We start from the raw sequence: 21,297 nt of genomic DNA, 5'->3' as shown, positions 1-21,297 counted from the left end.
TTATATGGTTCCCTCGTGACGACGACGGTGACCGAGGAGCCGGAGCCCATGGAGGGCCTGGCCAGCACCCCCTCCGGTCACTTCCTTCCGACCGCCTGGGAACGCGCCCGGCGCCGCATCAACGGCTCGCCGCGGGCCGGCTGGGCGGCGACGATCGGGATCACCGCGCTCGCGTTCCTGCTGCGGTTGTGGCACCTGGGCACCCCGAAGGTCTTCGCCTTCGACGAGACCTACTACGCCAAGGACGCCTGGGCGCTGCTCGAGTACGGCTACGCGCGCAACTTCATCGAGGGCGCCGACGAGAACATCCTGGCCGGGCAGCTCGAGGGGCAGTTCGCCGACGGGCCGTCGATGATCGTCCATCCCGACGTCGGCAAGTGGCTCATCGCGATCGGCATCAAGCTCTTCGGCATGGACCCGTTCGGCTGGCGGATCGCGTCGGTCGTGGTCGGGTCGCTGCTGGTGCTGCTGACGATCCGGTTCGTACGCCGCGTCTCCGGCTCCATGATGCTCGGTCTCGTCGGCGGCATCCTGGTCACCTTCGACGGGCTCGCGTTCGTGCTCTCGCGCCTGGCCCTGCTCGATCTCTTCGTCGCCTTCTTCCTGCTGCTCGCGGTGCACCTGATGGTGATGGACCGCGACTGGTGCCGACGGCGGTTCTCCGCGCTCGCGCCCACGCAGCTCGCCGCTCCGGGCGCCTGGGGACCCGTCCGCCAGATGCTGTTCCGTCCGTGGCTGCTCTGCTCGGGGGTCGCGTGGGGTCTGGCGATCGGCTCCAAGTGGGAGGCGCTCTACCCGCTCGCCGCCTTCGGGCTCCTCTATGTGGCCTGGTCGGCCGGGATGCGGCGCTCCTTCGGCGTACGTCTGTCCTGGCTTCGTGCCTGTGTGGCCGACGGTCCGACGGCGTTCGCCCACTTGGTGGGCGTCGCGCTCGCGGTCTATGTGATGACGTGGATCCCGTGGATGACCCATGCGGACGTCTACGAGGAGTCGCTCTCGGCGACGCAGTACACGCGCTACACCGGCGAGGGCCACTGCGAGAACAAGTCGTACGTCCCCGAGAACCTCAACGACAAGCGCTGGCCGACCGCCAAGGAGCCGGACGCGTCCGGCCTCGGCGAGGTCGGTCAGTCGCTGCGGTCGCTGTGGTACTACCACCGCGACGTCTTCACCTTCCACACCCACTTCCTGGAGTGCGCCGAGCACACCTACGGGTCGCATCCGATCGGGTGGCTCGTCCTGAACCGGCCGGTCGGGGTCGCCGCCGACACCGGGATCCTGTCCGGCGCGAAGTCGCGCGGCGAGATGTGCGACGCCTCCCCCTCGACCGATCCCGACGGGGAGGGTCCTGCCGAGGCGGGGACGTGCCTGCGGCAGGTGCTGCTCCTGGGCACCCCGGTGCTGTGGTGGGGAGCGTTCGTCGCGCTGATCGTCTCGGCGTTCATGTGGGTCGCCGCTCGGGACTGGAGGTTCGGGGTCGCCGTGGTCGGGGTGCTGTCGACGTGGCTGCCCTGGCTGCAGTACGCCGGGCGGCCGATCTTCTCCTTCTACATGATCATCGCGCTGCCGTTCCTGGTGCTCGGCCTGTGCCTGTGTCTGGGCAAGCTGCTCGATCGGCCACCGCCGCTGGCCGGTGGAACCCCGGCCACCCGGCGTCGCGTCGGGGGTGCCGTCGCCGGTGGCATCTTCGTCGTGCTGGTGATCTGCAACTTCGCCTGGTTCTGGCCGATCTACACCGATGAGCTGCTCACCCGGCAGGAATGGCTGACGAGGATCTGGTTCAAGCGATGGATCTAGAGCATGTGGTGCGCGGTCGAGTGCCGCGGCCGGGCGGCTTCGACGACGTCGTCGTGACCGTGTCCGCGGGGCTCGTCTCGGAGGTGCGGGCTGCCGTCTCCGGCGACCCGTCGTCTTCGGGGATCCTGCTCCCGGGGCTGGTGGACATCCACAACCACGGCGGTGGCGGTGCCTCGTTCCACACCACGTCGCCGGACGAGATCGCCACCGCGGCCGGCGTTCATCATGCTGCCGGCACGACCACGCTGCTGGCCTCGACCGTGACCGACTCGCCCTCCCGGTTGCTGTCGGTCGTCGCGGCGCTGGCCACGGCTGCCGAGGCCGGGCTGATCGCCGGCATCCACATGGAGGGGCCTTTCCTGGAGCACTCCTGCCGCGGAGCGCACGATCCGGCGCTGCTGCTCGCGCCGGATGCCGGGCTCGCCCGTGAGTTCGTCGCGGCTGCCCGGGGGCACCTGCGGGTGATGACGCTGGCCGCTGAGCTCCCCGGGGCCGACGAGGTCGCCCCGGTGCTCACCGAAGCCGGAGTCGTGGTGGCCCTGGGGCACACCGCCGCGTCGGCTTCGCAGGCTCGAGCTTTCCTCTCCGGACCGGGGAGCCTGGTCACCCACCTCTTCAACGGGATGCCGCCCGCGCACCATCGTGACCCCGGCCCCGTGCTCGGATCCCTGGGCGCCGCCGGTGTCGGCGATGCCTGTGTGGAGCTGATCGCTGACGGCGTACACCTCGACGACGAGACGGTCCGGGCCGTGATGTCGATGGTGCCCGGCTCGGTCGTGCTCGTCACCGACGCGATGGCCGCGGCCGGGATGGCCGACGGCGACTACCAGCTCGGACCGCTGTCCGTGGAGGTACGCTCCGGGGTCGCCCGAGTGGCCGACGGGACCGGCAACGGGTCGATCGCCGGAGGCACGTCGCGGCTCATGGACCAGGTACGCCGCCATGCGGCCGCCGGGATCGACCTGGCCATGCTGATGAAGGCCGCGAGCCTGCGGCCGGCATCGGTGGTGGGCCTCGACGCGGGCCGCCTCGAGCCCGGCGCTCGCGCCGACCTCGTGCTCACCGATGAGTCGCTGCAGCCGATCCGGGTGATGCGCGGCGGGGCCTGGCTGACCTCGTAGATCGGCCTCGTATTCTGGGCACCATGTCCTCCACGAAGCCCGACGACTCCTCCCCACTCATCGCCGGGCTCGTGCCCAAGTGGGCTGTCGCGGCCTTCGCCGTCGACGTCTTCTTCGTGCTCCTCTTCGCCTTCGCCGGGCGCCAGTCGCACGACTCCGGCCCGGCGCTCGTCGTGCTCCGCATCGCCTGGCCCTTCCTGATCGGGCTCGCCGCGGCCTGGGCCGTGCTGATCTGGCGCCGCTGGCCTGCCGCGCGCGCCTGGCCTGCGGGCGTGGTCGTCTGGCTCGGGACGTACGTCATCGGGATGGTGCTGCGCGGTCTCTCCGGCGAGGGCCTGGCGCCGGCCTTCCTGGTCGTCTCGCTCCTCTTCCTCGGCCTCACCCTGGTCGGCTGGCGCGGCTACGTCAGCGCCAAGCTCCACTACCGCTCTCGCCGAGTCGGCTCGAACTGACAAGAAACAGCGCCGAGTCGGCCCGTTAAGACAAGCCGACTCGGCGGAGATCTTGGTCAGGATGAGCCGACTCGGCTAGAGGGTGGCGGCTGCGGCTACCGGGTCGAAGCCGAAGGGGAGCTCGAGGCGGTGGGCGCGCATCAGGTCGGCGTTGGAGAGTACGTCGACGGTGCGGCCCTCGGCGGCCACGATGCCGCCGTCGAGGATGACCGAGCGCTCGCAGAGCTCGAGGGCGTACGGGAGGTCGTGGGTGACCATCAGGACGGTGACGTCGAGGTCGCGGAGGATGTCGGCGAGCTCGCGACGGGAGGCGGGGTCGAGGTTGGAGGAGGGCTCGTCGAGGACCAGGATCTCGGGGTCCATCGCCAGCACGGTGGCCACGGCGACCCGGCGGCGCTGGCCGAAGGAGAGGTGGTGCGGGGGCCGGTCGGCGTACTCCTCCATGCCGACCTTCGCGAGCGCCTCGGTCACCTTCGCGTCCAGGGCCTCGCCGCGCAGGCCGAGGTTGGCGGGGCCGAAGGCGACGTCCTCGCGGACGGTGCCCATGAAGAGCTGGTCGTCGGGGTCCTGGAAGACGATGCCGACCCGGCGGCGGATCTCCTTGATGTTGGCCTTGGTCACGGGGAGCCCGCTCACCGCGACGGATCCGGCGCCGGCGAGGTGGATGCCGTTGAGGTGCAGGACCAGCGTCGTCTTGCCGGCCCCGTTGGGACCCAGCAGCGCGACCCGCTCACCGCGGTGGACGTGCAGGTCGACGCCGAAGAGCGCCTGATGGCCGTCGGGGTAGGCGAAGGCCAAGCCGCGTACGTCCAGGACTGGAGTGGTCACCGGGGCATTCTCCCTGTGTAGCCGCGCGAGACCATAGCCAGGTGCACCCGCTCACCGCGCTCGAAGGAGCGGATGAACAGCGCGCCGACCGAGCGGGCGAGCACCGGCCAGTGGAGCGGGTTGCGGGCCTCGAAGCCTCGTGAGGCGCGCGCGACCGCCATCCGGCGCATCTCGTCGGTCACCACCTCCAGGTAGCGCACCATGAACGCCATGATCTGGACCAGTTGCTGAGGCAGCCGCAGCCGCTCCAGGCCGTGGACCAGCTCCTGCGGGGTCGTCGTCGCGGCCAGCATCAGCCCGGCGATCACGCCGAGCGTGCCCTTGGCGAGCAGCCCCCACGCCGAGAGCAGGCCCGACTCGCTCAGGCTCAGTCCGAGCACCTCGACTCGCGGCCCGTGGGCGATGAACGGCATCAGCAGCGCGAAGACGACGAACGGCGTCTCGACGACCATCCGCTTCAGCACCCACCCCGGGCGCACCCGCGCCACCGCGCCGACCGTCACCAGGACTGCGAGGAAGAAGGCGTACGCAGCGAACCACTCCCGCGGCGTCGCCACCACCACGAGCATGAAGCCGATCAGGGCGAGCACCTTCAGATGGGCGGGCACCGGCTCAGGCCTCGTCGGAGGAGCCGGCGGAGCGACGGCGTACGACGAGGGCGAGGCCGCCGGCGAGGACGAGCACCACCACGGTGCCGATCACGCCGGCGAGACCGCCGGAGAGCCGCTCGTTGTCGACGCCCTTGGTGCCGTAGTCGGCCAGCGGGCCGTCGGCCGCGCCGTGCTCCGAGGCACTGTCGAGGAAGCCGGTCTTGCCGGCGACGTACTCGAGGCCGTCAGGGTTGGCGGAGGCGTAGTAGGAGACCACCCCGGCCAGGAGCAGCGCGACGACGGCGATGCCGACGGCGACCCACCTGAACGAGACGCGCTTCTTCTCAGCGGTGCTCATGCCACCGACTCCTTCGGCTTGATCACCAGGTCGCGCTCGGCGATCACGCCTCGCGCGGCGTAGACGAGGTCGGGGCGTACGGAGAGGATCGCGCCGACCGCGAGGAACGTGATCGCGCCCTCGCCGAGACCGATCACCGTGTGCCAGCCGAGCATCGCGGTGGCCAGCGTGGTCAGCGAGATGTCGGCGGTGCCACCGACCGCGTAGAGAGCGGTGAAGACGGCCGCCGCCGCGGGGACGGAGAGGAAGGCGCCGATCGCCGCCGCCGGGGCGACCAGGCCGACCCGCTTCGGCAGCACCTTGATCAGCACCCGGCTCACGAACCAGCCGACGAGCACAGTGGTGACGGCCATGAGCAGGATGTTGGTGCCGAGCGCGGTGATGCCGCCGTCGGCGAAGAGCAGGGACTGCACGATCAGCACGACCGAGACGCACAGCACCCCGGTCCACGGCCCCACCAGCACCGCCGCCAGCGCGCCGCCCATCAGGTGACCGCTAGTGCCCGCCCCCACCGGGAAGTTGAGCATCTGGGTCGCGAAGACGAACGCGGCCACGAGGCCGGCCAGCGGCGCGGTCTTGTCGTCGAGCTCGCGACGCGCGCCGCGCAGCGCGACGCCGACCGCGACGACAGCGACTGCACCGGTGGCGATCGACGTCGGCGCGTCGAGGAAGCCGTCGGGGACGTGCATGGTCACCTCATTGATCTGCGTGGGGGTGGTCGAAGTGGAACCCGAGAGGAAACTGCTAACGCGAACTTATCGCAATAGCCTCACCCGCGCACTGTCCGGTCGGACAGTTGATCAAGACTTCAGAGGTGTCAATCGACGCCAAATGAGTACTTCTCAAGTCATGACTGCGCGCGTACCGTCGACGGCATGAGCAGCTCCGCCAACGACATCGTCATCTGCGAGCCCCTCCGCACCCCGGTCGGCCGGTTCCTCGGCGCCCTGGCGCCGCTGACCGCGACCGACCTCGCCACGACGGTCCTGCGCGAGCTGGTCGAGCGCACCGGCCTCCAGGAGGGCGACGTCGACGATGTCATCCTCGGCAACGGCTACGCGAGCGGCGAGAACCCTGCGATCGGCCGCATCGCCGCCCTGGACGCCGGGCTCGGCAACGGCGTCCCTGGCCTCCAGATCGACCGTCGCTGCGGTTCGGGCCTTCAGGCGATCCTGTACGCCGCGGGCTCGGTCGCCACCGGTGCCGCGAACCTCGTCGTGGCCGGCGGTGCGGAGTCGATGTCCAACGTCGAGCACTACGCGCTCGGGCTGCGCGGCGGCGTGAAGCAGGGCGGCATCGAGCTGCTCGACCGGCTCGACCGAGCGCGCGAGACCGCGGGCGGCAAGGACCACCCGATCCCCGGCGGCATGATCGAGACCGCCGAGAACCTGCGCCGCGAGTACGGCATCGGGCGCGAGGAGCAGGACGAGCTCGCGCTGCGCTCCAACCAGCGTGCCGTCGCCGCCCACGAGGCCGGCAAGTTCGCCGACGAGCTCGTTCCGGTGACCGTCCCCGGCGGCCGTCGCAAGCCCGATGTCGTCGTCGACCGCGACGAGCACCCGCGCGCCGACATCTCCCTGGAGAAGCTCGCCTCGCTGCGCCCGATCCGGCTGAAGGTCGACGAGGAGTCGACCGTCACCGCCGGCAACGCGTCCGGCCAGAACGACGGCGCCGCCATGTGCATCGTGACCACGCGCGCCGAGGCCGAGAAGCGCGGCCTGACGCCGCTGCTGGCGCTCAAGTCGTGGGCCGTCACCGGCTGCGAACCCGAGCGGATGGGCATCGGGCCCGTCCTCTCCAGCAAGGCGGCGCTGTCGCGGGCCGGGCTGACCCTCGACGAGATCGACCTGATCGAGCTCAACGAGGCCTTCGCCGCCCAGGTCCTCGCCGTCCTGCGCGAGTGGAAGATCGACGCCACCGACGAGCGGCTCAACCCCAACGGCTCGGGCATCTCGCTCGGCCACCCGATCGGCGCCACCGGCGCCCGCATCCTCGCCACCGCCGCCCGCGAGGCGCAGCGGCGCGAGGCCCGCTACGTCCTGGAGACGATGTGCATCGGTGGCGGGCAGGGGCTTGCCGCGGTGTTCGAGTCGGTGCGCTGAGGCGTACGCCCCCTTCATTTCAGTAGAGCCTTCGAGAGAGCAGAGAAGACATGGGTCTGGACAAGGTGGTCGGATCGGCCGCGGAGGCGGTAGCCGACATTCACAGCGGAGCCAGCCTGGCCGTGGGCGGCTTCGGGCTGGTGGGAATCCCGTGGTTCCTGATCGAGGCGCTGCGCGAGCAGGGTGCGGACGACCTGATGGTGGTCTCCAACAACTGCGGCGTCGACGGTGCCGGGCTCGGGCTGCTGCTCGACGACCACCGCATCTCCCGGGTGATCGCGAGCTACATCGGCGAGAACAAGGAGTTCGGCCGCCAGTACCTGGCCGGCGAGATCACGCTCGAGCTCACCCCGCAGGGCACGCTCGCGGAGCGGATGCGCGCGGGCGGCAGCGGGATCGGCGCCTTCTACACCCCGACCGGCGTCGGCACGATGGTCTCCGACGGCGGCCTGCCCTACCGCTACAACCCCGACGGAACGATCGCCGAGGCCTCCGAGCCGAAGGAGGTCCGCGAGTTCCACGGCAAGCAGATGGTGCTCGAGGAGGGCATCATCACCGACTTCGCGCTGGTCCGCGCGACCCGCGTCGACCGGGCCGGCAACGCCCAGTTCAACGCTTCCACGCGCAACTTCAACGTGCCGGCCGCGATGGCCGGTCGGGTGACCGTCGTCGAGGCCGAGGAGGTCGTCGAGGTCGGTGAGATCGCCCCGGCCGACGTCCACCTTCCGGGGATCTTCGTGAAGCGGATCGTCGCGCTGACGCCCGAGCAAGCAGCGCGCAAGGACATCGAGAAGCGTACGACGCGCGGCGAGCGCCCGACCACGAACCAGGAGGCCTGAGTCATGGCTTGGGACCGCAACCAGATGGCCGCGCGCGCCGCGCAGGAGCTGCAGGACGGCGACTACGTCAACCTCGGGATCGGCCTGCCGACGCTGATCCCCGACTACATCCCGGAGACCTCGACGGTCGTGCTGCACGCCGAGAACGGCATCCTCGGCGTGGGCCCGTTCCCCTACGAGGACGAGGTCGACCCCGACCTGATCAACGCCGGCAAGCAGACAGTAACGGTGCTCGCGGGGGCTTCCTACTTCGACTCGGCGACCTCGTTCGCGATGATCCGCGGCGGCCACATCGACGTCGCCGTCCTGGGCGCGATGCAGGTCTCGACCAACGGCGACATCGCCAACTGGATGGTGCCCGGCCAGATGGTCAAGGGCATGGGCGGCGCGATGGACCTCGTCTCCGGCGCCGGGCGGGTGATCGTGCTGATGGAGCACGTCACCAAGAAGGGTGCGCCCAAGCTGCTCTCGGCCTGTGACCTGCCGCTGACCGGTCGCGGGATCGTGAAGCGGGTCATCACGGACCTCGGTGTTCTCGACGTGGCGGGCGCTGCGTTCGAGCTCGTCGAGCTCGCTCCCGGGGTGACGTACGACGAGGTCGTGGCGGCCACGGGCGCGCCGGTCGTCGACAAGACCGTCGCCGTGACTGCTTAGTCTCACTATTCAAAACCCGGAACCGGTTACGTAACTCGCGTTTGCACTCTGTCGTTCGAGGTGTGACATCCAACACACCCCTGGAGTGAGTCGTGAAACTCGGCAGACTGGCATTCCTCGTATCGTTCCTGGCTCTGGTCACGACCTTCCTGCCACCGGCGCACTCCGCCACGGCCACCTCTGCCGCGACCGCGGTCACTCAGGCGCCCCAGGCGCGGCCCGGGGCTTGGAAGCCTCGCCCGGCGACGTACGGCGTAGCGGTCGAGAAAGACATCCAGCTGACGATGTCCGACGGAGTGGTGCTGCGCGCCGACGTCCACCGTCCCGCGAAGGCGGACGGGACCGCGGCGCCGGGCCGGTTTCCGGTGATCCTGACCCAGAACCCCTACAACAAGAACGTCTCCGGCGGGAGCGGCGGGGACTACTTCGTGCAGCGGGGCTACGTCTTCGTCCAGACCGACGTACGCGGCACCGGCTCCTCCGCGGGCCAGTGGGACGCCTTCGGCGACCGCGAGCAGAAGGACGGCCTCGAGGTCGCCAACTGGGCGACCTCGAAGAAGCGCCCGTGGAGCAACGGCGAGCTCGGCCTGTGGGGACCGTCCTACATGGCGATCAACCAGTTCTTCACCGCCGCTCAGCACCCGCGCGGGCTGAAGGCGATGTTCCCGATCGTGCCGGCCGGCGACGTCTACCGCGACGTCGTCGCCTCCGGCGGCCAGATCGACGCCGGGTTCATCCCGCTGTGGTTCGGGCTGGTCACCGGCGCCGGCCTGGTGCCGCCGGCCGTCAACCAGACCCGTCCAGACGCCACCCTGACCACGCTGCTCCAGCACATCAGCGGTGCGCTCGGGTTCCAGGTGCCGATGCTCGTCAGCGCGGTGATGGGCAGCGATGCCGGCTACGACGGGCCGTTCTACCGGAAGCGGTCGCCGCTGAGCGTGGTCGACGAGATCGACGTACCGACGTTCGTGACGGCAGGGCAGTACGACATCTTCCAGCGCGGCGCGCCCATGCTCTTCGACCGGATGCAGAAGAACGGCGTGGACACCAAGCTGCTCATCGGACCGTGGACGCACGCCGAGGCGGCCACGGGCGCCGGCCTGGAGGGCAGCGGCATCAACAGCATGGGCGAGATGGCCCTGCGGTGGTTCGACACGCACCTCAAGGGCCTGCCCGACGCCACGCTCGACCGCGACGTCGCTCCGGTGACCTACCACGAGATCGGGTCCGGGAAGTGGCGCACGATGCAGTCGTGGCTCGGGAGCGAGGTCCGCGCCAAGGCGTACGCCCTCGGGTCGGCCCTGAAGCCCGTCGGCGGCGACACCATCGTGCCCCTGCCGGTGCAGGGGCTGTGCTCGCGCAGCACCGCGCAGTGGACCGCCGGCGCCCTCGCGATCCCCGGCTGCGAGACCGACAACCGGATCAACGACGCGCTCGGGGTCTCCTACGAGACCGCGCCGGCGACCTCGGACCTGGCCTTCTCCGGTCCGCTCAACGCCGACCTGTCCGTCTCCACGACCGGCACCGACGGCCTGATCTCGGTCTCGGTCGAGGACGTCGCGCCCGACGGGTCCGTCGACCGGATCTCCGGCGGCTGGCAGACCCTGCGCCACCGTGCCGTCACCGCGTCGAAGTCGCGGACGCTGAACGGTCAGGTCGTCCAGCCCTGGCATCCCTTCACCCGTGAGGCCGAACAGCCCGTCACGCCGGGTCAGGTCTATCGCGTGCCCGTCGAGGTCTTCCCGACCGGCGCGGTGATCCAGAAGGGCCACCGCCTCCGGGTCACCGTCCACTCCTACGACGTCCCCCACCTGCTGCCCAACGTGAAGCAACTGGTTCGCGGCATCGCCGGCGTGGTCACGGTCCACCACACGAGGACGAACCCCTCGACGCTGGTCCTCCCGGTCCGGAGGTAGCGCCGAGGGGTCAGATTCTGGCGTCGAGACGTCAGAGTCTGGCGGCTTCGTCCGGCACGCGCTCGGAGACCTTCGGGTCCCGGGCACGTGCCGCGTCCACGAGCAGGTACGCCGCGACCGCGGCTCCGGTGGCCAATGCGATCGCCGCCGAGGCGTAGGCGGCGCCGTAGCCGACGGTCGTGACCAGGCCGGCGGCGATCAGCGTGCCGAGGAATCCGCCGAGCTGCTGGGTGGTCGTGGTCAGGCCGGAGCCGATCCCGGCGTGCTCCGGCGCCAGCGCGCCCATCGCCAACGCGGTCACCTGCGGCATCGCGAGGCCGAAGCCGAGGGCCATCACGACCGCGCCGGGGAGAACGTCGAGGGGGAAGCCGCCGGCTTCGGGGATACGGACCAGGTAGAGCATGCCGGCGACGAAGGCGAGCACGCCGACGAGCAGGACGCGCTCGGACCCGAACCGTTCGGCGAGCGTGGCACTGAAGCCGAGGGTGGCGATGGCGATCACCAAGGTGACCGGAAGGAACGCCAGGCCGGTCGAGAGTGCTCCGAAGCCGAGGACGTCCTGCAGGTAGAGCGTCGTGACGAACTGGAACGTGAACCCGCCGAAGGTCAGGGTCAGCAGGATCAGGTTCGCGAGCGTGAACCTGCGCTGGGCGAACAGGCCGCGCGGGAGCAGGCCGCCCTTGGCACCGGTCGGCGGCGTACCCTCCACCGCGCGGAGCGCGACGATCAGGGCGATGATCCCGAACGGCACGTTGATCAGGAAGGCCCAGCGCCAGGAAGCGACGTCGGTGAGTACGCCACCCAGGACCGTCCCCACCGACGCACCGATCGAGCCGACGAAGGCCAGCACTGCGAAGGCGCGGAGGCGCTCGCGGGGCTCGGCGTAGAGGCCGGCGATCATGCCGAGCACCACGGCCGAGGCGATGCCGCCGCCGAGGCCTTGGACGAATCGCGCAAGGACCAGAGAGATCGGGTCCCAGGCGATGCCGCACCATGCCGAGGCGAGCGTGAAGATGCTCAGCCCGGCGAGGAAGACCGGGCGGGTGCCGAACGCGTCACCGGCGCGGCCCGCTGGGAGCAGGACGAGCGCGAAGGCGAGCAGGAAGCCGTTGACGACCCAGGACAGCGAAGCGTCGCCGAAGCCCAGGTCGTCGCGGATTGCGGGAAGGGCGACGGTCACGACCGTGCCGTCGAGGATCACCATCAGCTGAGTGGCTGCGAGGGTCGCGAGCGCGACTGTCTTGGTCGTCATAGATACGACCATAGAAGATTGTTTGTTATGAAACAATCTATTTCGGGATATTCAGTTGTGAACCCATCTCTAGCGGGACGAGGCAGGCGCGCGACGCCGCAGCGTCATCGTGTGCGACGGCGTCGCCCACGGCCCCTCGACGAGGTGCTGCAGCGCCTCGATGAACGCCTCACCCTCGCTCGGGGCCAGCCCTTCGAGCGCCTTGGCGACGGTCGCGTTGTAGGCCTTCGAGGCCTCCTCGAGCGCCTTCACGCCGGCCGGCGTGAGCGCGACGATGCGAGCACGGCGGTCGGTCGTCGAGACCCGTCGCTCGGCCAGGCCGCGGCGCTCGAGGTTGTCGAGGGTGGTGACCATCGTGGTCTTGTCCAGCATCGCCATCTCGGCCACGGCGTTCTGGGTGTACTCCCCCTCCGCGGCCTTCATCAGCACGCAGTACTCCCGCACCGAGAGCTCCAGGTCGGCCAGCGCCTCGCCGACCTGGGCTGCGAAGGCGTGCGCGGACTGGTTGAGCAGGAACAGCAGGTCGATACGCGGTCCGGTCATGAACTAGATCTTAACGAACCATCCGATACCGAACTATCTTCTGACCAACTATCTAACCCAAACGGCGCCCGACCCCGCAGACATCGGGATCGAGCGCCGTCCGGCATCGCCTCAGAGACTCAGAGATACTGCGCGAGGTCCGCCTGGATCTCCTCGGGCGTCACCTGCGGCTCGTAGCGCTTGACGACCTCGCCCTCGCGACCGATGAGGAACTTGGTGAAGTTCCACTGGATGTCGCCCGGCGCCTCGGCACGCAGGAACTCGTAGAGCGGAGCCGAGTTCTCCCCGTTGACATCGACCTTGGAGAGGACCGGGAACGTCACGTCGTAGGTCGTCTTGCAGAACTCCTGGATCTCCTCGTCGGTGCCGGGCTCCTGACCCATGAATTGGTTGCACGGGAACCCGATGACCTCGACGCCGGAGTCGCTGGTGGCGCGATAGAGCGCCTCGAGGCCCTCGTACTGCGGCGTCAGACCGCACTTGCTGGCTACGTTGACGATCAGCAGCAGCTTGCCCTTGTAGTCGCTGAGCGAGACGGTGCTGCCATCAGCGGCGGTCACTTCGAAGTCGTACGTGGTGGTCACGGGTCTCTCCTCGATCGAGTTGCGGTGCAGGGGGACAACCTTGCTCGGCCCGAGGTTATGCCCCGCGCTGGTGCGGAACCGACGAGGCCTCCTCGGCCAGGCGCCGGTCCCGCGCGACCGTCATGATCGCGGCCGACATCCATTCCAGCGCCTCGGGCATCTCGAAGGCGATCTCCTCGAGCAGCGTCGGCATGTCGTGGCGGCCCACCGAGAGGAGCATCTCGCTGAGCGAGCCGTCGGGCGCGGTGACCATGAACCGGAACTCGATCGCCTCAGGGGTCACCGTCGCGGCGCACCGACTGGTCTCGAACGTCCACGGCGCACGGCGAGCACTGCCGTGGGTGCCGGGAGTCGTCATGACCGGGCATCCTATTCAGGTTGCCGCTCCGACCGCACCCCTTTCACGCCTCGGATCAGCCCTCGAACAGTGATTCGAATCTCGTCACCAGACACACCACCCCGACGCACGCGAAGCGGCACGAGGACATGTACGTTCGTCCGCGGTCATTCAGCGGGGGAACACTGGAGAGGGACACAACTTCACATGATGGGCGGGCATCACGCGGCCTCTGGGGCTGCCGCGTGGATCGCAGTGACATCGTCGGCACCGATCGCGTTCGGGTGGTACCCGGGCGTCTCGGACATAGGCGTGATGACCGGCACTCTGGTGTGTGCCGGCGCCGCGCTGCTTCCGGACGCGGACCACCACAACGGCACGATCGCCCACTCGCTGCCACCGGTCTCCGAAGGCTTGACCAAGATCGTCGGACAGGTCTCCGGCGGCCACCGCAACGGCACTCACTCGATCCTCGGCGTACTCGCCTTCACCGGACTCGCCTGGGGCGCGGGGAAGCTCTCGCTCGAGACCGAACGTTTCGGCAGCGTCCTGATCGGCCCGGGCATCATGTGCGTCCTTCTGGTCGCCTTCGCCATGGACGCGCTGAAGCTGACCCGCAAGGGCGTCCACTGGCCATGGATCCCGGCGGTGGCGCTGGCGGCGGTGATCGCCATCTTCGCCCCCGAGGAGTGGTGGTGGATGCCCTTCTCCGTTGCCCTCGGCTGCGTCGTGCACCTGCTCGGCGACTTCGTGACCACGATGGGGATCCCGCTCTTCTGGCCGATCGCGCCGAAACCGCCGAGGTGGGTCCGGCGCAACAAGTGGCTGCCGTTCGACAACATGTGGACCCGGGGCGGGCACTTCGCCCTGCCGATCCTCGGCGACGCCGGCTCCATCCGGGAGTGGGTCGTGATGACCCCGATCAGCCTCTACGCCGTCGTCGGCTTCGGCTGGGCGCTGCTGAGCCAGATGGGCTTCGACGTCGACAGCCGCTGGGAAGCACTCGTCTCGAGCCTCAGCACCCTCGTCTGACCGACGTCTCGCCGCTCAGCTCTCGACGGACCGCCGGCGCCCGCGGAGCGGGCGGACGAGGTACATCCCGGCCAGCAGCGCGATCGCGGCGAGGAGCGCGGCGACGGCTAGCACCCCGCTCAGGACGACCTTCGTCTGGATGCCGCGGTGCTCCTCACCGACATCGTCGGAGACGATCAGCGTCATCGACACGATGGTGTCCTTGAGGAGCTGGATGAAGCGGGTCATGTCCTCGGACCAGACCTGCGCGGCCGGCCGCCCCGGGGCATGGGACTCCAGGTCCCGGACCGCGCCGGCGAGGGAGCCGTCGTTGATGACCTGGACGACCGCGTTCTGCGACACCAGGCCACGGGATCCGTCGGCAAAGGTACCGTCCGAGATCTTGTCCAGCGCCTTCTGGGTGGCCTTCGGGGCGTCGCCGTAGAACGAGCGCGAGGTGAGCTGCCAGGACGTACGCGCCTCGCTCATCGCCTCCATCGACTCCTCGTCGATCTTCCCGCTCATGAGCGCGGGCACCATCACCGTGCGCTCGATCCCCAGCGACTCGGACGCCGACCTGACGTACTTGAGGTTGGTGACCTGCTTGTAGATGTTCTCGTTGCGGATGTTGGGCATCTCGGTTGCGAAGTCGAGCAGCTCGTAGGCGGTGTCGGTGTAGGCGGCGACCGCCGCCTCCGTGCTCGCCTTGTCGCCGTCCTCGAGGTCGGCGCGGTAGGCGTCGATGCTCTTGAGGACCGTATAGGTGCGCTCGACGCGCTCCCGCAGGCTCGGGGTGTCGGCGAGGTCGACCTTGGTGATGTCGTCGTGCCACGCCTTGATCGAGTCGTCGGTCACCTGCCGATAGGCCTGCCGGACCGCGTCCGGGACCTGGTCGGAGCCCAACGCGTCCCGCTCGAAGATGAGGTCCATCCCGAGCTCGTAGCTCTCCGGGAGCGCTCCGGCGATCATCACCGCGCGACTGGAGACGGCACGCTCGTCGAGCGCATCGGCGAAGGTCAGCCCGCCGAGGACCAGGGCGATCAGCACCGGGACCAGCAGCACGCCGAGCACCCGGGTGCGGAGGAACCTCGGCTTCGGGGCGGCATGGGACCGAGGCGTACGCTGCGCCGACTCGACCACGCCGGCGACCGCCGTCACCGACGAGACCGAGGCGGCCGAGGAAACCGAGGAGCCCGAAGACGAAGACGAGGACGACGGGAGCGCCAGGGGCTTGAGCCCGGCGGGCAGCTCGCGGCTGCCGACCGGAACCGGGGGCACGACCTCGGGCCGGCGCGCGAAGGCGACGACCTCGCCCGCGGTGGGCCGCCGGGAGGGGTCCTTGTCCATCATCGACGCCACGAAATCGTCGACATGGGACGGCACGGTGACCACGTCGTTGACGTGCGGGACCGGCGCGGTCACGTGCTGGTAGATCATCGAGACCGGCTCGGAACCGGCGTACGGGGCGCGTCCGGTGAGCAGCTCGAAGTACACGCAGCCGAGCGCGTAGATGTCGCTCGGTGGGCCGACCACGTTGTCGGCGGCCTGCTCGGGCGAGATGTAGGGCAGGCTCCCCATCACGTGGCGGGTCGAGGTGAGCCGTTCGGCCTGGTGGCTGGCCAGCTGAGCGATGCCGAAGTCGAGCACCCGAATACGGCCGTCGCCGTCGTAGACGAGGTTGGACGGCTTGATGTCGCGATGGATGATCCCGGAGGAGTGGACCGCGGTGAGCGTACGCGCGACCTGGACCATCGCCTCGCTCGCCTCCTCGACGGTGAACCGTCCCTGCTTCTCCAGGCGGTCGGCCAGCGTCGGGCCGGGAAGCAGCTCCATGACGAGGTAGACGATGCTGCCGTACTCGGTCTGCTCGACCCCGACATCGTGCACCTGCACCGTGCCGGGGTGGCTGGCCGCCGTCGTCGAGAGCGCCTCACGCCGGAAGCGCTCGGTCACCTTGGGGTCGGCAGAGGTCTCCACGACCTTCACGGCGACCCAGCGTTCGAGCCTGATGTCGGCCGCCTGCCAGACCTCGCCCATCCCGCCGCGGCCAAGCAGTCGGTGCAGGCGGTACCGGCCTGCGATCGGGGGGCGCGTTCGCATGCGCATATGTTGTCGGACTCACACCCCGTGCGTCTCGTGTACGCACCGATGAAATCCGCCGATCTTTGCTATTGTCGCCGGTTTACGCATCAACTGATCGCCCTCGCGCACGGAGCAGCGCGACGCCGAGCCCGGCGAGCACCGCGAGCACGATGCCGGTGAAGACTCCCCAGGCGATCGTCTGGTTCTGGGCGTCCCTGTGCTCGCGCTCGATGTCGTCGGCGAGCCGACCGGCGGCGTCGACGACCACCTCCTTGAGGTCCTGGACGTAGCTGGCGGCATCGGCCAGCCAGAGCTGTTCCACGGACCTGCCGTCGGCGCTGTCCTCCAGCTGCCTGACGACGTCCTCGACGTCACGGGCGTTGAGCACCCGGATGACAGCACGCTGGGACGAGACCGCGTAGGACCCGAACTCGAACGACCGGCCCGAGATCCTGTCGAGCCGCTGGCGCGTCGCGGCATCGGCGCGGGTGTAGATCGACTCCGAGTGGGTCGCCCAGGAGTCCTGGGCCGCGCTGAGGTCGGCGATGCCCTGGGCGCTGATCCGCTCGTTCCGCAAGGCGTTCGCCATGATCCTCCGCTCGAATCCGAGCACCTCCGAGACGGAGCCGATCAGCTCGAGGTTCCGGGCCTGCTCGGCCAGCTCGTGGTCCCGGAACGAGGGCAGCTCGGCGGCGAGGTCGAAGAGCCCGTTGACCGCGTTCGTGTACAGCTCGACGGCCGCCAGCTTGCCGGCCCTGTTCCCCGCCCGGGCGGCCGCGCGGATGTCCGAGAGCCGCTCGAGGGCAGCCGCGGACCTCTCCGTACGCCGGCGCAGACCCGGATCGCCGGCGGTGTCCAGCTTCGCGACCTCGGCGGTCCAGGCCTCGATGGACCGGTCGGTGATCTGGAGGAAGTCCTCGGTCAGCGCCGCGTCGGTCCGGAGCGCGTCGCGCTCGATCGAGAGGTCGAAGGCGAGCTGGAAGCTGGTCGGCAAGATGTTGGCCAGCGGTGCGGCGCTGCCGACGTTCGACGTCGTGTCGCCGGCCCGGAGCATGCCCCAACCGCCGAAGACGAGCCCCGGCAGGACCAGGACCATCAGCACACCCAGCAGCGTGGGCGAGAGCCGCGGGCCCCTGATGTCGGGCGGACGTACGATCCGCTTCGGCGGCGGAGCGACGCCGCTCTCGAGCACCGTCGCCACCTCGTCGGCCCGAGGACGCTTGGCCGGGTCCGGGTCGAGCATGGCGGTCGTGATGCCATCGAGGTGTCCGGGCACGGTCACCAGCGTGCCGACCCGCTCGGGCTCGAGTCCGGCGTACGGCGGGCGGCCGGCGAGCAGCTCGAAGAACACGGCGCCGAGGGAGTAGACGTCGCTCGCCGGGCCGATCCGCCGGCGGTCGATCTGCTCGGGGGACATGTACGGCAGGCCCTCCCCGCCGCGGGGCGCGGGCGCACCGAGCAGTGCGATCCGGCCGTCGGGGGCGTACCCGATGGTGGCCGGTCTGATGTCTCCGTGCACCTGCCCGGCGGCGTGGCCCGAGGCGAGGAGGCGCGCGACCTGCGCCACGATGCTCGAGGCCTCATCAGGGGAGAACGGGTGCTGCTCGACAAGCCGGCCGGCAAGATTCTGACCGCTCAGAGCGGGTCCGCCCTGTCCGGTCAGATGGTTCAAATGCTGGCGACCGGCGCGTGGGGGACGGATACGCATGGGTCCATAGTCCTTGGTGAGCACCCCTGACGCCCCGGCCTCAACCGAGAGTTTTCCTGGACTTGGCCAAGAGTTCGACTCCCCCGCGGACTAGCCCGGCCGAAGCCTGATCCCGTACTGCTGCACCTTCCGGTAGACGGTGGCGCGCGACATCCCGAGCTCCGCGGCCGCTTCCTGCATGGTGATCCCCGGACGGGTCAGGACGCGGACGATCTCGCCCCGTTCGAAGGCATCGATGCGAGACAACGGCCGCTTGGTGTCGGAGAGTACGTCGGCCGGAAGGTGACGCAGGTCGATCAGGTCACCTGCGCTCACGGCCCGCTGGACGACATGGACGAGCTCGGCGACGTTGCCCGGCCAACCGTGGTCGTGCAGCGCGCGCTCTGCGGCCAGCGTCAGCGCGATCTCCCGGCCCCGCACCCGCAGCCCCACCCGATGCGCCAGCGGAAGTACGTCCTCGGGCCGCTCCCGCAGCGGCGGCACCTCGACCACGGTGTCGACGAGATCGGCCAGGGCCGCAGGGATGCCGTCGAAGGTCTCGGCGGTCATCGCGAACGGCACGCCGGCGACGGCCCCTGGCGCCGCCTCGACGAGAAGGGCGTGCAGCCGCTCGGCCACCCAGGCCGGAAGCATGTTCACGTCGCGTACGACCACGGCGGTGTCCTGCTTGGCGAGCTCCGGCGTCCACAGCGACAGCCAGGCCTCGGCGTCGGCCGGCTCCGGGGCGGAGGCCGCCAGGATCCGGTCGCGTGGCCTCAGGTCGCGGAACGCCTGGGCAACCAGGGTCGTACGCCCCACCCCGGGCTCCCCGACCACGGCGACCCGCCGGCCGACCCGGAGCGCGTCCCGCACGCTGCCCAGCGCCTCGCACCAGGCGGAGGAGAGGTCACGGAGGCTGCCGGCGCCCGGCTCCAGCCGGGGCGCCTCGACCCGGAACACCTCGCCGCGCGGAGCCGGTCGCGGGAAGCGGCCGTGGGCGCGGGCGAGCATGAGGGACGCGGTGTTGCTGGCGGCCGACTGGGCCAGGGCGAGCAGCAGGTCGTGGGACGACTCCGACCAGGTGGTCAGGTTGACGCTGCCCTCCAGGCGTCCGCTGATCGGGTCGATCACCGGCGCGGCGGCACAGGTGTAGCTGCACAGCGAGAGCGAGTAGTGCTCCTCGGCCCGGACCACGGTCGGTGTCCGGTCGGCCAGCGCGAGACCGAGCCCGTTGGTGCCCGCCGCGCGCTCGGCGTAGCTGAACCCCGGCGCCAGGTGGACGGCGTCGAGGTCCCGGAGGAGCTGCTGGTCGCCGCTCAGCCGGTTGAGCACCAGGCCGACGGGGTCGGTGAGCATCAGGCTGACCGGCTCGCCGACGAGCGTCCGGTGGAGGTCGTCGAGCACCTCCTGGCCGCACTGGAAGAAGAGCGACTCCTGGTCGTAGGCGCCGGAGAAGACCGGGTCGACCTCCTCGACGGAGACCCCGTACTCCTGGCTGCGCTGCCAGGAGGCGCGTACGCGTGGCGCCAGTGCCGACGCGTCGACGGCCGCGGTGCGCTGCGCGATCGGATGACGCCCTGTCATGTGATCGACGTTACATCCGCCGGCCGGTGGAGACAGCCGGGCAGCGTCTCAGATTGAGACGGTCGAGATCTCACATTGAGACGCCACACCCCTGATCTGCGAGTCGCGGCCGCCCTAGCGTCCTGTGACGAAAGCCACAGATCGGAGGAACCGATGTACACCAGGAACAACGAGTCGTACTTCATCGTCGACGCCCACGTCGCGCTCTGGGACGCCCGTCCGGAGAACCAGCGCAACATCCACGGCAAGCAGTTCATCGACTGCTTCTACGACTATCACCGCAACCTCTCCCCCGAGTCGGAGCACTGGTCCTACGAGGACTACCTCTACCAGGGCGGCGAGCGGCTGATGCACGACCTGTTCGAGGTCGGCTACGTCGACCACGCGATCTTCCAGCCGGCCCACCTGGGCGAGTTCTACACGAACGGGTTCGGGCAGACCGAGGAAGCCTCGCAGCTGGCCGCGAAGCACCCCGACAAGCTGACGTACAACCACCACTTCGACCCACGCAACGGCGAGGCCGGACTCGAACAGCTCCATGCCGACGCCGAGCGGTTCGGGCTCAAGGGCGTGAAGCTCTACACCGCCGAGTGGCACGGGGAGTCGCGCGGCTGGAAGCTGACCGACCCGTGGGCGTACCGCTACTTCGAGGCCTGCCGCGAGCTCGGGATCACCAACATCCACATCCACAAGGGCCCGACGATCCGGCCGCTGGACCGCGACGCGTTCGACGTCGCCGACGTCGACCACGTCGCCAGCGACTTCACCGACCTCAACTTCATCGTCGAGCACGTCGGCCTGCCACGGCTGGAGGACTTCTGCTGGATCGCCACCCAGGAGCCCAACGTGCACGGCGGGCTCGCGGTCGCGATGCCGTTCATCCACACCCGGCCGCGCTACTTCGCGCAGATCCTCGGCGAGCTCGTCTACTGGATCGGCGAGGACCGGATCCAGTTCTCCTCCGACTATGCGATCTGGACGCCGAAGTGGCTGATCGAGCGGTTCGTCGACTTCCAGATCCCGGAGGACATGACCGAGTACGCCCCGCTCACCGTCGCGCAGAAGAAGAAGATCCTGGGCCTCAACGCCGCGAAGATGTACGACATCGAGGTGCCCGCCGAGCTGCGGCTGCCCGAGGCGGACGAGACCGCGACAGGTCCCCGTGAGCCCGAGCGGGCCGACCTCGCGGCGGTGTGACATGTCGCTGCTGACCCCGGAGAGCACCCGCGCCGCGGAGGCGTACGCCGCGCTCCACGCCGTCGTCGACCCCGAGCTCGACGAGCCCATCACCGACCTCGGCTTCGTCAGGTCGCTGACCGTCTCCCCGACCTCGTCGGACGGCGAGACGGCCAGGGTCGAGGCCCACCTCCGGCTGCCGACGTCGTTCTGCTCGCCCAACTTCGCCTACCTGATGGCGAGCGACACCAAGGACGCGCTGACCGCGCTGCCGTGGACCGACCAGGTGGTCGTCGAGCTCGCGGCGCCCGGCCGGTGCGTACTCGGTGGCCAGCAGCACCGCGCCGCCGTACTCACCGCCGACGCCGATCCCCTGCAGGATCC

21 protein-coding genes are annotated in these 21,297 nt (G+C 69.8%); 10 read left to right on the top strand and 11 right to left on the bottom strand.

Going from position 1 to position 21,297, the window contains the following annotated elements; genetic code table 11:
- The first annotated feature begins 15 nt into the window (after window positions 1-15).
- Genes ABZY89_RS10335 through ABZY89_RS10325 form a run of 3 tightly spaced genes read left to right on the top strand, consistent with a single transcriptional unit; the run spans window position 16 to window position 3,370 of the window.
- Entirely contained in the window at window positions 16-1,797 is a 1,782-nt protein-coding gene (locus tag ABZY89_RS10335; protein WP_355226860.1) for a phospholipid carrier-dependent glycosyltransferase, read from the top strand.
- Entirely contained in the window at window positions 1,788-2,918 is a 1,131-nt protein-coding gene (locus tag ABZY89_RS10330) for an amidohydrolase family protein (protein WP_355226858.1), read from the top strand. The genes ABZY89_RS10335 and ABZY89_RS10330 overlap by 10 nt, the downstream gene beginning before the upstream one ends.
- Window positions 2,919-2,941: 23 nt before the next feature.
- Window positions 2,942-3,370 carry a DUF3054 domain-containing protein gene (locus tag ABZY89_RS10325; RefSeq protein ID WP_355226856.1) on the top strand — a complete coding sequence of 143 codons (429 nt, stop codon included), beginning with the start codon at window positions 2,942-2,944 and terminating at the stop codon, window positions 3,368-3,370.
- Window positions 3,371-3,445: 75 nt separating this feature from the next.
- Here ABZY89_RS10325 and ABZY89_RS10320 read toward each other — a convergent pair whose 3' ends face one another.
- Genes ABZY89_RS10320 through ABZY89_RS10305 form a run of 4 tightly spaced genes read right to left on the bottom strand, consistent with a single transcriptional unit; the run spans window position 3,446 to window position 5,835 of the window.
- Window positions 3,446-4,198, bottom strand: coding sequence for an ABC transporter ATP-binding protein (locus ABZY89_RS10320; protein ID WP_141802663.1), 753 nt, complete (start codon window positions 4,196-4,198; stop codon window positions 3,446-3,448).
- Window positions 4,195-4,806, bottom strand: a complete 612-nt coding sequence (gene cbiQ / locus ABZY89_RS10315) for a cobalt ECF transporter T component CbiQ (protein WP_355226854.1) — start codon at window positions 4,804-4,806, stop codon at window positions 4,195-4,197. Before cbiQ ends, ABZY89_RS10320 begins: the two co-directional genes overlap by 4 nt.
- Window positions 4,807-4,810: 4 nt before the next feature.
- Window positions 4,811-5,146: a PDGLE domain-containing protein gene (locus ABZY89_RS10310; protein ID WP_355226852.1), complete on the bottom strand. Its 336-nt coding sequence runs from the start codon at window positions 5,144-5,146 to the stop codon at window positions 4,811-4,813.
- Window positions 5,143-5,835: an energy-coupling factor ABC transporter permease gene (locus ABZY89_RS10305; RefSeq protein WP_160025460.1), complete on the bottom strand. Its 693-nt coding sequence runs from the start codon at window positions 5,833-5,835 to the stop codon at window positions 5,143-5,145. Before ABZY89_RS10305 ends, ABZY89_RS10310 begins: the two co-directional genes overlap by 4 nt.
- Window positions 5,836-6,021: 186 nt before the next feature.
- On the opposite strand from ABZY89_RS10305, the gene ABZY89_RS10300 reads away from it, so the two are divergent.
- The 4 genes from ABZY89_RS10300 to ABZY89_RS10285 all read left to right on the top strand — a co-directional run bounded on the left by ABZY89_RS10300 (window position 6,022) and on the right by ABZY89_RS10285 (window position 10,657).
- Entirely contained in the window at window positions 6,022-7,248 is a 1,227-nt protein-coding gene (locus ABZY89_RS10300) for an acetyl-CoA C-acetyltransferase (protein ID WP_355226850.1), read from the top strand.
- A 50-nt stretch (window positions 7,249-7,298) separates the two neighbouring features.
- Complete coding sequence (locus tag ABZY89_RS10295) at window positions 7,299-8,087, top strand: CoA transferase subunit A (RefSeq protein WP_160025462.1); 789 nt, start codon at window positions 7,299-7,301, stop codon at window positions 8,085-8,087.
- 3 nt (window positions 8,088-8,090) lie between these two features.
- Window positions 8,091-8,741, top strand: coding sequence for a CoA transferase subunit B (locus ABZY89_RS10290; protein WP_160025463.1), 651 nt, complete (start codon window positions 8,091-8,093; stop codon window positions 8,739-8,741).
- A gap of 92 nt (window positions 8,742-8,833) precedes the next feature.
- Window positions 8,834-10,657: a CocE/NonD family hydrolase gene (locus tag ABZY89_RS10285; RefSeq protein WP_355226848.1), complete on the top strand. Its 1,824-nt coding sequence runs from the start codon at window positions 8,834-8,836 to the stop codon at window positions 10,655-10,657.
- 31 nt (window positions 10,658-10,688) lie between these two features.
- On the opposite strand, the gene ABZY89_RS10280 is transcribed toward ABZY89_RS10285, so the two are convergent.
- From ABZY89_RS10280 to ABZY89_RS10265, 4 genes are all read right to left on the bottom strand, one after another.
- Window positions 10,689-11,909 carry an MFS transporter gene (locus ABZY89_RS10280; protein WP_355226846.1) on the bottom strand — a complete coding sequence of 407 codons (1,221 nt, stop codon included), beginning with the start codon at window positions 11,907-11,909 and terminating at the stop codon, window positions 10,689-10,691.
- Window positions 11,910-11,978: 69 nt separating this feature from the next.
- A complete protein-coding gene (locus ABZY89_RS10275; RefSeq protein ID WP_160025466.1) occupies window positions 11,979-12,452 on the bottom strand; it encodes a MarR family transcriptional regulator in 474 nt (157 codons plus the stop codon).
- A 119-nt stretch (window positions 12,453-12,571) separates the two neighbouring features.
- Entirely contained in the window at window positions 12,572-13,036 is a 465-nt protein-coding gene (locus ABZY89_RS10270) for a glutathione peroxidase (RefSeq protein WP_355226844.1), read from the bottom strand.
- Window positions 13,037-13,091: 55 nt separating this feature from the next.
- The gene (locus ABZY89_RS10265) at window positions 13,092-13,394 is read right to left on the bottom strand and encodes a hypothetical protein (RefSeq protein ID WP_355021735.1); all 303 of its coding nucleotides are present in this window, start codon (window positions 13,392-13,394) and stop codon (window positions 13,092-13,094) included.
- 186 nt (window positions 13,395-13,580) lie between these two features.
- Between ABZY89_RS10265 and ABZY89_RS10260 the strand changes: the two genes are divergently transcribed.
- Complete coding sequence (locus tag ABZY89_RS10260) at window positions 13,581-14,405, top strand: metal-dependent hydrolase (protein WP_355226842.1); 825 nt, start codon at window positions 13,581-13,583, stop codon at window positions 14,403-14,405.
- 15 nt (window positions 14,406-14,420) lie between these two features.
- On the opposite strand, the gene ABZY89_RS10255 is transcribed toward ABZY89_RS10260, so the two are convergent.
- The 3 genes from ABZY89_RS10255 to ABZY89_RS10245 all read right to left on the bottom strand — a co-directional run bounded on the left by ABZY89_RS10255 (window position 14,421) and on the right by ABZY89_RS10245 (window position 19,737).
- On the bottom strand, window positions 14,421-16,484 hold the full coding sequence (locus ABZY89_RS10255) for a protein kinase (RefSeq protein WP_355226840.1): 2,064 nt from the start codon (window positions 16,482-16,484) through the stop codon (window positions 14,421-14,423).
- 82 nt (window positions 16,485-16,566) lie between these two features.
- Entirely contained in the window at window positions 16,567-18,174 is a 1,608-nt protein-coding gene (locus ABZY89_RS10250) for a nitrate- and nitrite sensing domain-containing protein (protein ID WP_355226838.1), read from the bottom strand.
- Window positions 18,175-18,264: 90 nt separating this feature from the next.
- Complete coding sequence (locus ABZY89_RS10245) at window positions 18,265-19,737, bottom strand: GAF domain-containing protein (protein ID WP_355226837.1); 1,473 nt, start codon at window positions 19,735-19,737, stop codon at window positions 18,265-18,267.
- Between the two features lie 153 nt (window positions 19,738-19,890).
- On the opposite strand from ABZY89_RS10245, the gene ABZY89_RS10240 reads away from it, so the two are divergent.
- Together ABZY89_RS10240 and ABZY89_RS10235 are read left to right on the top strand one after the other, a co-directional pair.
- Complete coding sequence (locus tag ABZY89_RS10240) at window positions 19,891-20,934, top strand: amidohydrolase family protein (protein ID WP_355226835.1); 1,044 nt, start codon at window positions 19,891-19,893, stop codon at window positions 20,932-20,934.
- Between the two features lies 1 nt (window position 20,935).
- Window positions 20,936-21,297: iron-sulfur cluster assembly protein (locus ABZY89_RS10235; RefSeq protein WP_355226833.1), on the top strand; the 362-nt coding region annotated here is incomplete at its 3' end.

Source organism: Nocardioides sp. NPDC006303, assembly GCF_040613175.1.
In the GTDB taxonomy this organism is placed as follows: domain Bacteria; phylum Actinomycetota; class Actinomycetes; order Propionibacteriales; family Nocardioidaceae; genus Nocardioides.
The sequence above is the reverse complement of the archived record's forward strand: the minus strand, read 5'-3'. Positions and strand labels throughout refer to the sequence as shown.

Bases quoted from the DNA above. Each gene is read 5' to 3' on its own strand.
- ABZY89_RS10250 (WP_355226838.1), bottom strand. From the start codon at position 18,174: ATGCGTATCCGTCCCCCACGCGCCGGTCGCCAGCATTTGAACCATCTG.
- ABZY89_RS10290 (WP_160025463.1), top strand. From the start codon at position 8,091: ATGGCTTGGGACCGCAACCAGATGGCCGCGCGCGCCGCGCAGGAGCTG.
- ABZY89_RS10330 (WP_355226858.1), top strand. From the start codon at position 1,788: ATGGATCTAGAGCATGTGGTGCGCGGTCGAGTGCCGCGGCCGGGCGGC.
- ABZY89_RS10280 (WP_355226846.1), bottom strand. From the start codon at position 11,909: ATGACGACCAAGACAGTCGCGCTCGCGACCCTCGCAGCCACTCAGCTG.
- ABZY89_RS10255 (WP_355226840.1), bottom strand. From the start codon at position 16,484: ATGCGAACGCGCCCCCCGATCGCAGGCCGGTACCGCCTGCACCGACTG.
- ABZY89_RS10300 (WP_355226850.1), top strand. From the start codon at position 6,022: ATGAGCAGCTCCGCCAACGACATCGTCATCTGCGAGCCCCTCCGCACC.
- ABZY89_RS10265 (WP_355021735.1), bottom strand. From the start codon at position 13,394: ATGACGACTCCCGGCACCCACGGCAGTGCTCGCCGTGCGCCGTGGACG.
- ABZY89_RS10305 (WP_160025460.1), bottom strand. From the start codon at position 5,835: ATGCACGTCCCCGACGGCTTCCTCGACGCGCCGACGTCGATCGCCACC.
- ABZY89_RS10325 (WP_355226856.1), top strand. From the start codon at position 2,942: ATGTCCTCCACGAAGCCCGACGACTCCTCCCCACTCATCGCCGGGCTC.
- ABZY89_RS10245 (WP_355226837.1), bottom strand. From the start codon at position 19,737: ATGACAGGGCGTCATCCGATCGCGCAGCGCACCGCGGCCGTCGACGCG.
- ABZY89_RS10310 (WP_355226852.1), bottom strand. From the start codon at position 5,146: ATGAGCACCGCTGAGAAGAAGCGCGTCTCGTTCAGGTGGGTCGCCGTC.
- ABZY89_RS10240 (WP_355226835.1), top strand. From the start codon at position 19,891: ATGTACACCAGGAACAACGAGTCGTACTTCATCGTCGACGCCCACGTC.
- ABZY89_RS10275 (WP_160025466.1), bottom strand. From the start codon at position 12,452: ATGACCGGACCGCGTATCGACCTGCTGTTCCTGCTCAACCAGTCCGCG.
- ABZY89_RS10295 (WP_160025462.1), top strand. From the start codon at position 7,299: ATGGGTCTGGACAAGGTGGTCGGATCGGCCGCGGAGGCGGTAGCCGAC.
- ABZY89_RS10260 (WP_355226842.1), top strand. From the start codon at position 13,581: ATGATGGGCGGGCATCACGCGGCCTCTGGGGCTGCCGCGTGGATCGCA.